This window comes from Streptomyces sp. NPDC101178 (assembly GCF_044767965.1).
Lineage (GTDB): Bacteria > Actinomycetota > Actinomycetes > Streptomycetales > Streptomycetaceae > Streptomyces.
Genome location: NZ_JBIWOZ010000004.1, coordinates 71,438 through 85,553, shown reverse-complemented (window position 1 = coordinate 85,553; position 14,116 = coordinate 71,438). Strand labels below are relative to the sequence as shown.

13 protein-coding genes are annotated in these 14,116 nt (G+C 73.7%); 5 read left to right on the top strand and 8 right to left on the bottom strand.

From position 1 onward, the window contains the following. Positions 1 to 35 precede the first annotated feature (35 nt). From ACIRR8_RS12735 to ACIRR8_RS12720, 4 genes are all read right to left on the bottom strand, one after another. A complete protein-coding gene (locus tag ACIRR8_RS12735; protein WP_404062784.1) occupies positions 36 to 668 on the bottom strand; it encodes a hypothetical protein in 633 nt (210 codons plus the stop codon). A gap of 6 nt (positions 669 to 674) precedes the next feature. Next, entirely contained in the window at positions 675 to 1,295 is a 621-nt protein-coding gene (locus ACIRR8_RS12730; RefSeq protein ID WP_404062780.1) for an L-threonylcarbamoyladenylate synthase, read from the bottom strand. Between the two features lie 94 nt (positions 1,296 to 1,389). Next, entirely contained in the window at positions 1,390 to 2,406 is a 1,017-nt protein-coding gene (locus ACIRR8_RS12725; RefSeq protein ID WP_404062778.1) for a hemolysin family protein, read from the bottom strand. After that, positions 2,403 to 3,740, bottom strand: coding sequence for a hemolysin family protein (locus ACIRR8_RS12720; RefSeq protein WP_404062775.1), 1,338 nt, complete (start codon positions 3,738 to 3,740; stop codon positions 2,403 to 2,405). The genes ACIRR8_RS12725 and ACIRR8_RS12720 overlap by 4 nt, the downstream gene beginning before the upstream one ends. A 269-nt stretch (positions 3,741 to 4,009) precedes the next feature. Here ACIRR8_RS12720 and ACIRR8_RS12715 point away from each other — a divergent pair, with 269 nt between their 5' ends. The 5 genes from ACIRR8_RS12715 to ACIRR8_RS12695 all read left to right on the top strand — a co-directional run bounded on the left by ACIRR8_RS12715 (position 4,010) and on the right by ACIRR8_RS12695 (position 9,316). Beyond that, positions 4,010 to 4,993, top strand: a complete 984-nt coding sequence (locus ACIRR8_RS12715) for a sporulation protein (protein ID WP_404062773.1) — start codon at positions 4,010 to 4,012, stop codon at positions 4,991 to 4,993. Between the two features lie 273 nt (positions 4,994 to 5,266). Then, a complete protein-coding gene (locus ACIRR8_RS12710) occupies positions 5,267 to 5,701 on the top strand; it encodes a hypothetical protein (protein ID WP_404062771.1) in 435 nt (144 codons plus the stop codon). Between the two features lie 134 nt (positions 5,702 to 5,835). Further along, on the top strand, positions 5,836 to 7,044 hold the full coding sequence (locus ACIRR8_RS12705) for a lycopene cyclase family protein (protein WP_404062768.1): 1,209 nt from the start codon (positions 5,836 to 5,838) through the stop codon (positions 7,042 to 7,044). Next, positions 7,041 to 7,757 carry a class I SAM-dependent methyltransferase gene (locus ACIRR8_RS12700; RefSeq protein WP_404062765.1) on the top strand — a complete coding sequence of 239 codons (717 nt, stop codon included), beginning with the start codon at positions 7,041 to 7,043 and terminating at the stop codon, positions 7,755 to 7,757. Before ACIRR8_RS12705 ends, ACIRR8_RS12700 begins: the two co-directional genes overlap by 4 nt. Continuing rightward, the gene (locus ACIRR8_RS12695) at positions 7,757 to 9,316 is read left to right on the top strand and encodes an FAD-dependent oxidoreductase (protein ID WP_404062762.1); all 1,560 of its coding nucleotides are present in this window, start codon (positions 7,757 to 7,759) and stop codon (positions 9,314 to 9,316) included. The genes ACIRR8_RS12700 and ACIRR8_RS12695 overlap by 1 nt, the downstream gene beginning before the upstream one ends. An 11-nt stretch (positions 9,317 to 9,327) precedes the next feature. Here the strand turns inward: ACIRR8_RS12695 and ACIRR8_RS12690 are convergent, their stop codons facing one another. Genes ACIRR8_RS12690 through ACIRR8_RS12675 form a run of 4 tightly spaced genes read right to left on the bottom strand, consistent with a single transcriptional unit; the run spans position 9,328 to position 14,088 of the window. After that, positions 9,328 to 10,338, bottom strand: coding sequence for a DUF5914 domain-containing protein (locus ACIRR8_RS12690; RefSeq protein WP_404062759.1), 1,011 nt, complete (start codon positions 10,336 to 10,338; stop codon positions 9,328 to 9,330). Further along, a complete protein-coding gene (locus ACIRR8_RS12685; RefSeq protein ID WP_404062755.1) occupies positions 10,335 to 11,345 on the bottom strand; it encodes a phytoene/squalene synthase family protein in 1,011 nt (336 codons plus the stop codon). The genes ACIRR8_RS12690 and ACIRR8_RS12685 overlap by 4 nt, the downstream gene beginning before the upstream one ends. Next, the gene (locus tag ACIRR8_RS12680; protein ID WP_404062752.1) at positions 11,342 to 12,847 is read right to left on the bottom strand and encodes a phytoene desaturase; all 1,506 of its coding nucleotides are present in this window, start codon (positions 12,845 to 12,847) and stop codon (positions 11,342 to 11,344) included. Before ACIRR8_RS12680 ends, ACIRR8_RS12685 begins: the two co-directional genes overlap by 4 nt. Then, positions 12,844 to 14,088, bottom strand: a complete 1,245-nt coding sequence (locus ACIRR8_RS12675; RefSeq protein ID WP_404062749.1) for a polyprenyl synthetase family protein — start codon at positions 14,086 to 14,088, stop codon at positions 12,844 to 12,846. Before ACIRR8_RS12675 ends, ACIRR8_RS12680 begins: the two co-directional genes overlap by 4 nt. Positions 14,089 to 14,116: the final 28 nt, after the last annotated feature.

Genomic DNA, 14,116 nt, shown 5'->3' with positions numbered 1-14,116 from the left:
CGCGAACCTGGCCTTCACGGGCGGCGTGAAGGCCCTCACCGCCCGGCGGCACCGATTTCCACCGTTGTGGTGACGCGCACCAGGGACGGGGTGCGCGGCGCGGAGCCGAATCCGAAGGCGACGGGCGGATCGAGCGGCGCGAGCGGCCCCAGGTCCGTCCCGTCCAGCACGGCCTCGGCGGCCAGGACCGGTCGCAGGTCCCGCGCCCCGTACCACTCCCGCCGTCCCGGGCCCGCCCGGCCCAGGGTGCGTACGCCGGGCATCAGCAGCCGGGCCGGCACGTCGCACAGCGCGGCCCAGAGCGGGCTGCGGACGAGCGCGGCCGGTACGGCGGAAAGCAGCCGGCCGAGGGCGGCCCGGCGTCCCGCGCGCAGCCGAAGGCGCAGCGGCCCCGCCGCCACGGTCCAGACGTGCCCGCTACGCGAGACGGAGCCGGTGACGGACACCGGCACCACCTCCACCCGGTCGAAGCGGTAGGTGGCGGCCACGAAGTCCGCGACCCGCCGGGACGGCGCCAGCAGCACCCGCTCGCCGTCGGGATGCTCGACCATCACGTCACTGAACGGCCCGAACGGCGAACGCGGCCAGTGGCCTACCACCAGCCGGGTCCCCGAAGCCGTACCCACACCCGCGATCCAGCCGTCGAACCGCAGCCGCTCGCCCGCCACCGCCGCCTACTCGAAGCGCGAGACGTCGCCGGCGCCCCGGCGGACGATCTCCGGCTCGTCCCCGGAGAAGTCGATCACCGTGGTCGGCTCGGTGCCGCAGTCGCCCGAGTCGATGACGGCGTCCACCTCGTGGTCGAGCCGCTCCTTGATCTCCCAGCCCTGCGTCAGCGGCTCCTCCTCGTCCGGCAGCAGGAGCGTGCTGGAGAGCAGCGGCTCGCCCAGCTCGGCCACCAGCGCCTGGGTCACCACATGATCGGGGATGCGTACGCCGACCGTCTTCTTCTTCGGGTGCAGGAGCTGGCGCGGCACCTCCTTCGTCGCCGGGAGGATGAAGGTGTAGCTGCCGGGCGTGGCCGCCTTGACCGCGCGGAACACGTCGTTGTCGACGCGGACGAACTGCGCGAGCTGCGCGAAGTCGTGGCACACCAGGGTGAAGTGGTGGCGGTCGTCGAGGTCGCGGATGGACCTGATCCGGGCGATGCCGTCGCGGTTGCCCAGCTGACAGCCCAGCGCGTAACAGGAGTCGGTCGGATACGCGACGAGCGCACCGGACCGGATGCTGTCGACCACCGTGCTGATGGTGCGCGGCTGGGGATTCTCGGGGTGCACGTCGAAGTACTTGGCCATCCGCCGAGCTTACGTGTTCACCGGGCGGCCCGTCCGGACAGCGCCGGAGGCGGCCCGGCACACCGGACCGCCTCCCTCTTCGGCTCTCGTACGGTCAGACCGCGGCCGGACCGACCAGCTCCTCCAGGACGTCCTCCATCGTCACGAAGCCGATGACCGTGCCCTTGCCACCGGCGACGGCGGCGAGATGCGTACCGGCGGCGCGCATCGCCGTCAGGGTGTCGTCGAGCGGGGTGTCGATCTCGACCCGGATGACCGGGTGGACCGCGCTCGTGGGCAGCGGCTTGGTGCGCTCCGCGACGCCGAGGGCGTCCTTGATGTGCAGATAGCCCAGCACCCCGTCGTCCGGCCCGGTCACCGGCAGCCGGGAGTAGCCCGAGGCGACCGCGGCCCGCTCCAGCTGCTGCGGGGTGATGCCGAGGTCGACGGTGACGGTCCGGTTCAGCGGGACCATCACCTCGCCGACCGGCCGGGTGCCCAGCTCCAGGGCGTCCCGCAGCCGCTCGCCGTCGGCGGGCGCGAGGAGACCGGCGTCGCTGGAGTCCTTCACCAGCCGGACCAGCTCGTCGTCGGTGAAGACCGAGGCGACCTCGTCCTTGGGCTCCACCTTCAGCAGCCGCAGCAGCATGTTGGCGAACGCGTTGATGCCGAAGATGACCGGGCGCAGCGCCCGGGTCAGCGCCACCAGGGACGGGCCGAGCGCCAGGGCCGTGGCGACGGGCGCGGCGAGCGCGATGTTCTTCGGGATCATCTCACCGATGAGCATGTGGAGGTAGGTCGCCAGGGTCAGCGCGATGACGAAGGCGATCGGGTGGACCAGCGCGTCCGGCACGCCGATCGCGTCGAACGGCGGCTCCAGCAGATGCGCGATCGCCGGTTCGGCGACGGCGCCCAGAACCAGCGAGGAGATCGTGATGCCGAGCTGGGCCGTGGCCATGGCGGCCGACAGGTGCTCGATGCCCCACAGGGTGCTCTTCGCCCGCCGGCTGCCGCCCCGGGCCTGCGGCTCGATCTGGCTGCGGCGCACGGAGATCAGTGCGAACTCCGCGCCGACGAAGAACGCGTTCGTGAGGAGCGTGAACGCGCCGATGAGAAGCTGAACGGTGGTCATCGGACGTCCTCCTCCACGAGGGACAGGGCCGGCAGCGGCGCGGTGATCCGCACCCGGTCGGCGCGGTGGTGCTCGATGTCGAGCACGTCGAACTGCCAGTCGTCGACCTCCACCCGGTCCGTGCGGACGGGGATGCGGGCCAGCTGGTTGGCGAGGAGACCGGCGAGCGTCTCGTACGGTCCTTCCGGCGCGGCGAAGCCGATCCGGTCGAGCTGGTCCAGCCGGATGCTGCCCTCGGCCTCCCAGACCTGGCGGCCGTCGCCGAGCGGCTCGGCCGGTGCCAGGTCGGGGCGCTCGTGCGGATCGTGCTCGTCGCGGACCTCGCCGACGACCTCCTCCACGATGTCCTCCACCGTGGCGACGCCCGCGGTACCGCCGTACTCGTCGATGACGACCGCCATCGTCCGGTGCCGCCGCAGTTGCGCCAGCAGCCGGTCCACCGGCAGGGAGTCCGGTACGAGAAGGGGCTCGGTGGCCAGAGCGGTGACCGGGGTCCGGGTGCGCTCTGACTCGTCCAGGGCCAGCACGTCGCGGATGTGGATCGTCCCGATGACGTGGTCCAGGCTGTCGCGGTAGACCGGGAAGCGGGACAGGCCGGTGGCGAGTGTGAGGTTGGCGGCGTCGGCCGCGGTGGCGTGGGCTTCCAGGGCCCGGACGTCCACGCGGGGCGTCATCACGTTCTCGGCGGACAGCTCCGCCAGGTGCAGGGTCCGGACGAACAGTTCCGCCGAGTCCTGCTCGATGGCGCCCTGGCGGGCCGAGTGCTGCGCGAGGGCGATGAGCTCCTGCGGGGTGCGGGCCGAGGCCAGCTCCTCGGCCGGCTCCAGGCCGAACCGGCGCAGGGCACGGTTCGCGGTGTTGTTGAGGTGGCGGATCAGCGGAGCGAAACAGGCGGTGAACGCCCGCTGCGGGCCGGAGACCACCTTGGCGACGGCGAGCGGGCTGGAGATCGCCCAGTTCTTCGGGACGAGCTCACCGATGACCATCAGGACGACGGTGGAGAGCGCCACACCGAGCAGGGTCGCGACCGTGGAGACGGCACCGGCCGGGACACCCACGGACTCCAGCGGGGAGCGCAGGAGCCCGGCGAGGGCCGGCTCGGCCAGCATGCCGATGACCAGGGAGGTCACGGTGATGCCGAGCTGGGCGCCGGACAGCTGGAACGTGAGCCGCTTGGCGGCCTTGAGCGCGCTTTCGGCTCCGCGCTCACCTGCCTGCGCGGCCCGTTCGAGCTCGCCGCGCTCGATGGTGGTCAACGAGAACTCGGCCGCGACGAACACCGCGCACGCCAGAGTCAGACCAAGGGCGAGAAGGAGCAGGAGTACTTCGCTCACCGTGTCACCTCCGTCCCCTGGTGAGCAGGGGTGGGGATGACACGGTTCGTACTGGGAGGCTCACCCATTGCGGTACCGCAGCTCCTTCTCTGTCCGGGTCGTCGGGTTCGACGTTGGCGGCGGGTGGGAACCCGCCCTGTAGATAGTAAAGGGGCCGCAAAGCAATCGGGAGTGGTGCGCATCACAGGATGGTCCGGATGGGTAGAGAGTGTTCTCAGCACACGATCTGCCCCACGAAGTGCCACACGAAAAAGGAGTGGACGCCGGACATGGTGTTCAAGAAGTTGCTCGGAGCTCTCGGTGTCGGCGGCCCGTCGGTCGACACCGTTCTGCAGCCCGTCCCCGCCCTCCCGGGCGGCCCGCTCTCCGGCGAGGTCCGCCTGCGCGGCGGCGGCAGCGAGGTGACGGTCGAGCAGATCACCCTCCTCCTGGTCGCCCGGGCCGAGGTGGAGGGCCAGGACGAGGAGCACGAGTCCACGGTCGTCCTCGAACGGTTCACCGTCGGCGGCGGGTTCCGGCTCGCCGAGGAGACCGAGCACACGGTGCCGTTCACCGTCACCCTGCCCTGGGAGACCCCGGTCACGGAGCTCCACGGCCAGCCGCTCGGCCCCGTCCTCGGGATCCGTACGGAGCTGGAGGTCGCCGGGGCACGGGACAAGGGCGACCTCGACGCGCTCGCGGTGGCACCACTGCCCGCCCAGGAGGCGGTCCTGGAGGCGTTCGGGCAGCTCGGATACGGCTTCAAGTCGGCCGATCTGGAGCTCGGTCGCATCCGGGGGACCGGTCAGCAGCTGCCGTGCTACCAGGAGATCGAGATCGTGCCGCCCGCCGGACACGCGCACGCGGTCAACGAGATCGAAGTCACCTTCCTCGCCTCGCCCGGCGGCCTGGAGGTGGTGATCGAGGCGGACAAGCGGGCCGGGCTCTTCTCGGGGAGCCACGACACCGTGCACCGCTTCACCACCTCGCACCAGGCTCTGCCGCAGGCCGACCGCAACGCCGAGGTCGACGCCTGGCTGCGCCGGGTGATCGGCGCCCACGCGGCCCACGCCGCGCCGTACGCGTACGCGCAGAGCGGTCATCACCATGACGATCACCACCGCTCCGGCCCCGGGACCGGCGCGGTGGTGGCGGGAGTCGCGGCAGGGGTGGCCGTCGGCGTGGTCGGCGGAATGGTCGCCTCCGAGGTGGTCGACGAGATCGGCGACGCCTTCGAGGGCGACGACGGCGGGGAGGGCGACGAGGAGGAGTGACCCGGCGCGCGGCCCCGCGCGGCCGAACCGGCCGAGCGGGGCCGCAGGCTGCCCCCGGCCGCAGGCTGCCCCCGGCCGCAGGCTGCCCCCGGCCGCAGGCTGCCCCCGGCCGCAGGCTGCCCCCGGCCGCAGGCTGCCCCCGGCCGGGGGCAGCCGCTCCGCCGGCCGAGGGCTGCTTGGTCCGGGTGGAGGCCACGGCAGGTGTGATGAGCCCCGGGCGAGGAAGGTGGGGAGGGAACCGCCGCTCGGACGTCGATGCCGACGAGGAGATCCATGAACGCCGCGCCCCGGCCTCCCGACCCGCCCCACCAGCGCCCCGACGGGGTCACCGACACGACCGTCGCGGCGCTCGGCGCCCTCTCGAAGGCGCTGGAGACCACCGAACGGGCCCGAGGCGCCCTCTACACGTTCCACCAGCTCACCGGCAGCGCCGACCTCAGCCTCGACGACGCGGTACGGCTGCTCCGCGAGGCGGGCCACGGCGCGCAGGCCGACCGGGTCGAGCGGGAGGTCCTCGGCCGCAACGTCATCCCCGGCCACTGGACCTTCCAGATCGTCGAGGAGTACAACGCCACCTACTACGACGTGTTCCGCGCGGTCGAGCAGGAGATCCGGGGCGAACTCGCCGAGGGCCGCGACCACCTGCACGAGGCCGAGATGAAGGAAGCCCGGCGCACGCGTGGCCACCGGGACCACACCGCGAACTGATCCTGTTTCCGGCGGTACACGGGCGCGTCGCACGCATCCGTCCGGCCCTTCGGTGCGGAAGGATTCCTCGGTGCGGAAGTTCCGTACCCGTCCGGCCGGAAGGATTCCGCACCCGTCCAACCGAGAGGGAGACCGTGCCAGACCCCGACGTCGTCATCGTGGGCGCCGGAGCGGCCGGGCTGAGCCTGGCTTACCACCTGTGCGCGCCGGGCGGCGCCGTACCGCTGTCGGTCGTCCTCGTCGACGCCCCGCAGGGACCGTTGCGGCCGCCCCCGCGCACCTGGTGCTACTGGGAACCGCCGGGCGGCGCCTACGACTCGGCGCTCACCGCCTCCTGGCCGCGGCTGCGGGTGCGGGCGGCCGACGGGACGCCCACGGTGACCGACCCGTCGCCCTACCGCTACAAGATGCTGCGCTCGGACGCCTTCGAGGCCCTGGCCGGCCGGCGGCTCTCCGGCGCTCCGGCCTTCCGCCGGACCGAGGCGATGGTGACCGCCGTACGCGACACACCGGGCGGCGGAGCCGAAGTCCTCGGCCCGCACGGACAGGTCCTCGTCCGCGGCCGCCAGGTCTTCGACTCACGCCCGCCGGGCCGTCTCCCACCCGCCCGCACCACGCTCCTCCAGCACTTCACGGGCTGGTTCGTCCGCACCGAGCGTCCCGTGTTCGACCCGACGACTGCGGACCTGATGGACTTCCGCACACGGCAGCCCTCGCGCGGACTCTCCTTCGGCTACGTCCTGCCGCTCGACCCGCAGACCGCCCTGGTCGAGTACACCGAGTTCTCACCCGCCCCGCTCGCCACCGAGAGGTACCGGCACGCCCTGGACCACTACACCCAAGAGGTCCTGAAACTCGGCGGGTTCCGGGTGACAGCACAGGAACGCGGCGTCATCCCCATGACCGACGGTCACTTCCCGCGGAGCGCCGGGAGCTCGGTGCACCGCATCGGCACCGCAGGCGGCGCGACCCGGCCCTCCACCGGATACACCTTCGCGGCCGTGCAGCGGCAGAGCCGGGCCGTCGCCGACCAGCTCCGAGCGGGGCGTGAGCTGCGGATGCCGACACCGTACGGGGCATGGCCCCGCGCGATGGACGCCGTCATGCTGCGGGCGCTGGACAGCGGCCGGGTGGACGGCGCCGACTTCTTCACCCGCCTCTTCCGCGGAGTCCCGGCCGCCCGGCTGCTCCGCTTCCTGGACGGCAGCTCACACCTCCACGAAGACCTGCTCATCGGCCTGCGCACACCGGTCGTCCCGATGCTGCGGACCGTCGCCGAACTCCCCTTCCGCGCCCGACGCGAACCACCCCCGCCGACCACCCACGAGAAGAGCACCCCATGACCCTGTTGCGCGACGACGACCTGTCCGCGGCCTTCGACCACGGCTCCGCCGCCTACGACCGCCTCGTCGCGGCCAGCCCCGGCTACCACGCCCATCTGCGCCGCTCCGCACGCCGGTTGGGGCTGCCGGACGGCGGACGCGGGCTGCGCGTGCTCGACCTGGGATGCGGTACGGGCGCCTCGACGGCCGCGCTCCTCGCCGCCGCCCCGCACGCCCGGATCACCGGCGTCGACGCCTCCGCCGGCATGCTGGACCGGGCGGCGGCGAAGAGCTGGCCGGCGGGCGTCGACTTCGTGCACGCGCCGGTCGAGGAGCTGGCGGACCGGTGGCGGCCCGGCTCCTTCGACGCCGTGTTCGCCGGCTACCTCTTCCGCAACCTCACCGACCCCGACAAGACCCTCGACCTGGTACGCGACCTGCTCGCCCCGGGCGGCCGCCTCGCCGTGCACGAGTACACGCTCGGCGGATCGCCGCTCCACCGAGCGGTGTGGAACACCGTCTGCACCGCGATCATCCAGCCCGCCGGACGGCTCGCCGGTGACGCCGGGCTCTACCGCCATCTCCGGCGCTCCGTCGTCGAGTTCGACACGGCACCCGCCTTCGCGGCGCGGCTGCGCCGGGCCGGCTTCTGCGGCGTACGCGTCCTTCCGCTGCCCGGCTGGCAGACCGGGATCACGCACACCTTCGTCGGCCGCGCGGGGGAGGAGGCGTGATGTTCCTGCGCGACAGCGGTACGGGTCACCGGCGCGGCCGCGACCGCCGGGCAGCCGTCCTCCCGGCCCCGGCCGGCCGCGCCCGCTTCACCGGACCGGAAGCTCCCGCCGTCGCGGTCGTCGGCGGCGGCATCGCCGGACTCGCGGCGGCCACCCTCCTCGCGGAGCGCGGCGTACGCGTCACCCTCCACGAGCGCGAACCGGGCCTGGGCGGACGGCTGTCGGGCTGGTCCACCGAACTGGCCGACGGCACCACCGTCACCATGAGCCGCGGCTTCCACGCCTTCTTCCGGCAGTACTACAACCTGCGCGGCCTGCTGCGCCGGGTCGACCCGGGCCTCGACTCACTGACCCGGCTGCCCGACTACCCGCTGCGCCACAGCTCCGGCCTCCACGACAGCTTCGCCCGCGTACCGCGCACGCCTCCGCTCAGCGCCCTCGGCTTCGTCGCCCTCAGCCCCACCTTCGGCGTCCGCGACCTGGCCCGGATGAACCCGAGAGCCGCTCTGCCGCTGCTCGACGTCCGGGTGCCCGAGGTCTACGAACGCCTCGACTCCATCAGCGCCCACGACTTCCTCACCCGCATCCGCTTCCCCGAAGCCGCCCACCACCTGGCCTTCGAGGTGTTCTCCCGCAGCTTCTTCGCCGACCCACGCGAACTGTCGGCGGCGGAGCTGGTGCTGATGTTCCACATCTACTTCCTCGGCTCCAGCGAAGGCCTCCTCTTCGACGTCCCCGACGAACCCTTCCCCACCGCCCTCTGGGACCCGCTCCACCGCTATCTGACGGGCCACGGCGTCGACGTACGGACGCGGACACCGGTCCGGCAGGTTCGGCCGCTGCCCGACGGCGGGCTGGACCTCACCACCGACGAGGGCACCACGCGGTACGACGCCCTCGTCCTCGCCCTGGACAGCGGCGGCCTCCGGCGCGTCGTCGCCGACTCCCCGGAACTCGGCGACGCCGACTGGCGGGCCAGGATCGAACGGCTGCGCACCGCCCCGCCGTTCCTGGTCTCCCGGCTCTGGCTCGACCGGCCGGTGGCGTACGACCGGCCGGGCTTCCTCGGCACCAGCGGCTACGGGCCGCTGGACAACGTGAGCGTCCTGGACCGCTGGGAGGGCGAGGCCGCCCGCTGGGCGCGGCGCACCAAGGGGTCGGTCGTCGAGCTGCACGCGTACGCCGTCGCACCGGACGCCGACCGGGGAGCCGTCCAGGCCGAGGCGGTACGCCAACTCCACCGGATCTACCCGGAGACGGTCAGCGCCCGCATCGTCGACGAGCGGCACGAATGGCGCGCGGACTGCCCGATGTTCCCGGTCGGCGGCTACCGGGACCGGCCCGGTGTGCGCAGCCCCGACCCGGCCGTCATGGTGGCCGGGGACATGATCCGTACCGACCTGCCGGTGGCGCTGATGGAACGCGCCGCCACCAGCGGATTCCTCGCCGCGAACGCCCTGTTGGAGCGCTGGGGCGTACGCGGGCAGACGCTCTGGACCGTTCCGCGCACCGGCCGCTCGGCCGCGCTGCGCCGGTTGGCGGCGCTCGGATCGGAGTGAGCGGCCGAACGTCAGCCCGGGAACCGCCCGCTGTCGCGCAGCTCCCAGCGCCGCTCCGCGTACGCCAGGTCGTCCCGCCACAACCGGCCGGCCGAGGCGCGCATGAGCGGCCGCAGGAGCGGCGCGGCCGCCCGGGCCACCGCGAAGCCGCGCCGGTCCGACGCGGCGACCACCGCCTCCGTCACGGCGGTGCGGGGCTGCCCCCGCTCGTCCGGGGCCAGAGGGGTGGCATGGGTCTCCACCACGGACCCCGCGCCCTCGCCCTCGACGATGTGCATGACGACCGTACGGGGTTCGGGCGCCGTGAACCGGGCCCGGACCGGCACCACCAGCCGCCCGGCCACCTTGAAGGACACGTCGACCAGGAACCCGTCGTCGTCCCCCTCGCCGTCGGCGGGCGTGCCGGTGACCGTCAGATCGACGAACGAGTACGGGTGGAACCACGCCCCGTGCCACGGGTCGAGCCGGTTGGCCACCACGTCCTCCGGCTCGCAGCGGCCGACGCCCGCGTAGACCGCCTCCACCGCGTCCCGGACCCTCGGCCGGGGAGGAACGTACGGCCGCTCCGAAGGCGCCTCACCGCCCACCCGGTCGAGCTGCACCCAGAGCAGCACCCCGTCGTCGAAGGCCGGGAAAGGCTCCCAGCCGGCGAACGGCCCACCGTCCAGGGCCAGCCCGTGCCAGTGGCAGACCAGCGTGCCGCAGCGGACCGGGCTGTCGCGCAGCGGCGCCCCGAGGTGCGGGCACGCTCCCGGACCGGCTCGGAGCCTCCCCTCGGCGTCACGCCACGCGACCACCTCGGTGGAGGCGACCGTGACGCCGAGAGTGCGGCCGGGAGGCAGCTCGCGCGAGGCGCCGATCACGTACCAGTTGCCGGACGGCCGGCTCTGCGCCCGCTTGAGGGCCTGTGCGATCAGCGCCGGTTTCGCCGCCCGCCACGTCGGTTCCTGCCGCTCCCACGCAACGGGTGCGCGGCGCAGCCGCAACGGGATGCGGCCACGGCGCCCGGCTGCGGGGCTCATACCGGCTCCTTCTGTACGGGCGCGGCCGCCCGGGTCCGGGAAGGACGGGCCCCCGCGACCGGTCCCGGAGCGCGCCGGTGCGTCCTGCGCGCGGCGACCGCCCGTACCAGCCCGTCCAGCGCCACGACCGCCCGTCGCCGGCGGGGCACGACCGCGCGGCGGTGCAGCACCGCGTAACCGTCGGCCGCGATCGCGTCGAGGATGCCGCTGTACAGCACGAACGCCGTACGGATGCAGGGCCGCGACAACGGGTCGAGCATCGCGATCCCGGGCAGGGCGTCCCGGTAGACGGCCCGGTTGTGGGCGGCGGCGGCCCGCAGGACATCGGTGATCCGAGCGTCCCGCGCCCCCGTCCGCCGGCTCCACTCGAAGCGTTCCCGGTCCACCCCGTGCGCGGCCAGCAGCTCGGTTGGCAGATAGACCCGGCCCCGGTCCAGGTCTTCGCCCACGTCCCGCAGGAAGTTGGTCAGCTGGAAGGCGACGCCGAGCGCGGCCGCGTGCGGTGCGGCCTCCTCGCGCGGCACCACCGTCCCGAGCACCGGCAGCATCTGGAGGCCGATCACCGCCGCCGAGCCGTGCATGTACCGCCCGAGCTCCTGGTACGAGGCGTAGCCGCCGACCGTCAGATCGCTGCGCATGGAGGCCAGGAAGTCGGTGAAGTGCCGATGCTCGATGCCATGCCGCCGTGCCGTGTCGGCGAGCGCGCGGATCACCGGCTCGGTGGCCCGGCCCTGCCGCAGACCCGTCTCCAGCTGGGACTCCAGCGCCAGCAGGGCCCGGGCGCGCTCGCCGGGCGTGGCCGGTGAGCCGAGGTCGTCCACGATGTCGTCGGCCCAGCGGGCGAATCCGTACAGGGCGTGCACGGCCGGGCGGCGGTCGACGGGGAGCAGCCGGGTCGCGAGGAAGTACGTCTTGCCGTGACGGGCGTTGAGGTCCCGGCAGCGGGCGTACGCGGCGCGCAGGGCGGGATCGTGGATGGCTGCGGCGTCGAGTTCACGGACGGTCATGCGGAGGCGCCTCTCCAGTCGGTACGGGGGCCGGTGATCCTCTGAGCTGCCAGCTTCCCGGAGATCAGGACGGTCGGCACGCCGACGCCGGGCGTGGTCCCGCATCCCGCCAGGACGGCGTTGGCCGTGCCACGGACCAGGTTGCGCGGGCGGAACGGGCCGGTCTGCGGGAAGGTGTGGGCCACGGCGAACGGAGTGCCCGCCGCATGGCCCTGAGCGGCCCAGTCGACCGGAGTGACCAGCCCCTCCTCCTCGATCGCCGCGCCGAGCCCGGGCATCTCGCGCCGCTCCAGCTCGGTGAGCAACGCGTCCCGGTAGCGGGGGCCCAGCTCCTTCCACTCCCGTACGTCCGGTCCGACCTCGGTGTTCGGGCAGGGCGCCAGCACGTAGTGCAGGTGCTTGCCGGGCGGGGCGAGGGAGGGGTCGGTCGCGGTGGGCCGCGTGATGAGGAGTGAGGGGTCCGACATCAGGTCGCCGGTGCGGGTGAGTTCGTGGAACGTGCTCTTCCAGGCGGCGCCGAACGAGATGGTGTGGTGCGCGAGATCCGGCCAGGTCCGGTCCGTGCCCGCGTGCAGGATCACGGCGGACGGCGAGTGGCGCAGGCGCAGCGGCCGGCGGGGTGAGCGGCCGAGGAGCCGGTAGGCGATCGGGAGGTCGGGGGTGAGGACCACGGCGTCGCAGGGGATGCGCTCCTGGTCGGTGACGACGGCGGTGATCCGGTCGCCGGAACGCTCCAGCCGGGTCACGGTCCGTCCGTAGCGGAGGTCGGCGCCCGCCTCTGCGGCCGAGTCCGCCATCGCCCGCGGCAGCGCGTGCATGCCGCCCTTCGGGAAGTACACGCCGGCGATCGTGTCCATGTAGGCGATGACGGCGTACGCGGCGAGCGCGCGGGCCGGCGGGACGCCCGCGTACAACGCCTGGAACGAGAAGACCCTGCGCAGCCGCTCGTCCGAGACGAAGCTCCCGATCCGGGCGTCGAGCCGGCCGAACCCGCCGAGGGCGGCGAGGCGCGCCAGGTCGGGGTGGGCGAGCTGGAGCGGCGAGTCGAAGTTGGCGTCGATGAACCGGCGCATCTGCACCTGGTAGAGACGCTCCAGCCACTTCCGCAGCCGCCGGTAGCCGACCGCCTGCCGCGCCCCGGCGAACCGCTCGACCGCCTCCTCCATCGCGGCCCCGTCGGTGTGCACGTCGAGCTGCGACCCGTCGGCGAACCGGGCCCGGTAGGCGGGGTCCAGCCGGAACAGCTCCAGCCGGTCGGCCAGCCGGTCGCCGACCGCGGCGAAGGCCTCCTCCACCAGATCCGGCATGGTCAGCACGGTCGGACCGGTGTCGATGCGGTAGCCGCCCGACTCCAGGAGTCCGGCCCGGCCGCCGGGCCCGTCATCCCGCTCGACCAGCGTGACCCGGCGGCCCGCGCCGAGCAGATGGAGCGTCGCGGCCAGCCCCGCCAGACCGGCACCGACCACCACCACATGGTCGGTGGGCCCCTTGACCGTGATCACCGGACCTGTCCTCCTTCGGCCGTGGTCAGGACCCGGGCCGCCGCCGGGCTGTCGTGTCCGCGCAGGTCGTCGTGGGCGGGGCGGCCTCCGGAGACGGTGTGCAGCAGGCCAAGCAGCTGCCGGCCGCCGTGCGCGTCCGCGTCGACGGCCTCGCCCAGACGGCGTACGGCATGGTCGCGGAGGCGCTCCGCCTTCCGCTCCACATGGGCGCGCGCTCCGGTCGCCTCGAAGACCTCGCGCACGTCCGCGAGCTCGGCCTCGGTGACGTCGGCGTTGCCCACGGCACGGCCGAGGACGGCCAGCGCCCCCTGGTCGCCCTCGGCCTCGGCCCGCTCGCGGGCGACGGCGAGGAGGTAGGTCGGTTTGCCCTCGCGGATGTCGTCGCCGGACGGCTTTCCCGTCCGCGCCGGGTCCCCGAAGACGCCGAGCAGGTCGTCCCGGAGCTGGAAGGCGATCCCCGCGCCACGGCCCGCCGAACGCAGCGCGGCCGTGGTGCGCTCATCGGCGTCGGCCAGTGCGGCCCCGATCGCCAGTGGCCTCTCGACGGAGTACAGCGCGCTTTTGAGGCAGGCGGTCCGTATCGCCCGCGCCGCCGAGGAGCCTCCGGTGGCCTGGCCGTGCAGGTCCAGATACTGGCCCGCCACCATCTCGGTCCGCATGGAGCGCCAGATGGCCCGGATCCGCCGTCGTACGGGGGCCGGCAGCGGTGTCTCCGCGACGGTGTCGTCGGCCCAGACCAGCGCGAGGTCCCCGGCCAGCACGGCGGCGGAGGTGCCGAACGCGGAGCCCACCTCGGAGTCGGGGGCCAGGCCCGCCCGGTCGGCGAGATCGATGTGCACGGCGGGTCTGCCCCGGCGCAGCCGCGAGCGGTCCATCACGTCGTCGTGGATCAGCGCACAGCTCTGGATGAGCTCCAGCGCGACCCCGAGCCGCAGCGCCGCCGCGGTGGTTCCGGCGTCCGCCGCGCCGCAGGCCCTCATCGCCCACCACAGGAGCCGAGGGCGCATCCGCTTGCCGCCGTCCAGCGTGAAATTGGCGACCCGCCCGGCCAGGTCACCGCAGAACGAGGCGTCGGTCTCCGACGCCTCGGCGACCCGTTCCGCGAGGACCGCCCGCGCGGTACGCAGAACGGCGCCGACCACGTCCGCGTCGACGGCCCCGGCCTCGGTGGCCGACGGCCCGGGGCCCGTCGCGAGCGGGTGGGCGGCGAAGGAGTGTTCCACGGCCGGGATGCGGGCCATCTCACGTCCTTCCGGTCAGGCATGCGGC

Excerpts from the sequence above, each read along its gene's own strand:
- ACIRR8_RS12730 (WP_404062780.1), bottom strand. The coding sequence starts at position 1,295 with ATGGCCAAGTACTTCGACGTGCACCCCGAGAATCCCCAGCCGCGCACC.
- ACIRR8_RS12725 (WP_404062778.1), bottom strand. The coding sequence starts at position 2,406 with ATGACCACCGTTCAGCTTCTCATCGGCGCGTTCACGCTCCTCACGAAC.
- ACIRR8_RS12715 (WP_404062773.1), top strand. The coding sequence starts at position 4,010 with ATGGTGTTCAAGAAGTTGCTCGGAGCTCTCGGTGTCGGCGGCCCGTCG.
- ACIRR8_RS12710 (WP_404062771.1), top strand. The coding sequence starts at position 5,267 with ATGAACGCCGCGCCCCGGCCTCCCGACCCGCCCCACCAGCGCCCCGAC.
- ACIRR8_RS12700 (WP_404062765.1), top strand. The coding sequence starts at position 7,041 with ATGACCCTGTTGCGCGACGACGACCTGTCCGCGGCCTTCGACCACGGC.
- ACIRR8_RS12695 (WP_404062762.1), top strand. The coding sequence starts at position 7,757 with ATGTTCCTGCGCGACAGCGGTACGGGTCACCGGCGCGGCCGCGACCGC.
- ACIRR8_RS12690 (WP_404062759.1), bottom strand. The coding sequence starts at position 10,338 with ATGAGCCCCGCAGCCGGGCGCCGTGGCCGCATCCCGTTGCGGCTGCGC.
- ACIRR8_RS12685 (WP_404062755.1), bottom strand. The coding sequence starts at position 11,345 with ATGACCGTCCGTGAACTCGACGCCGCAGCCATCCACGATCCCGCCCTG.
- ACIRR8_RS12675 (WP_404062749.1), bottom strand. The coding sequence starts at position 14,088 with ATGGCCCGCATCCCGGCCGTGGAACACTCCTTCGCCGCCCACCCGCTC.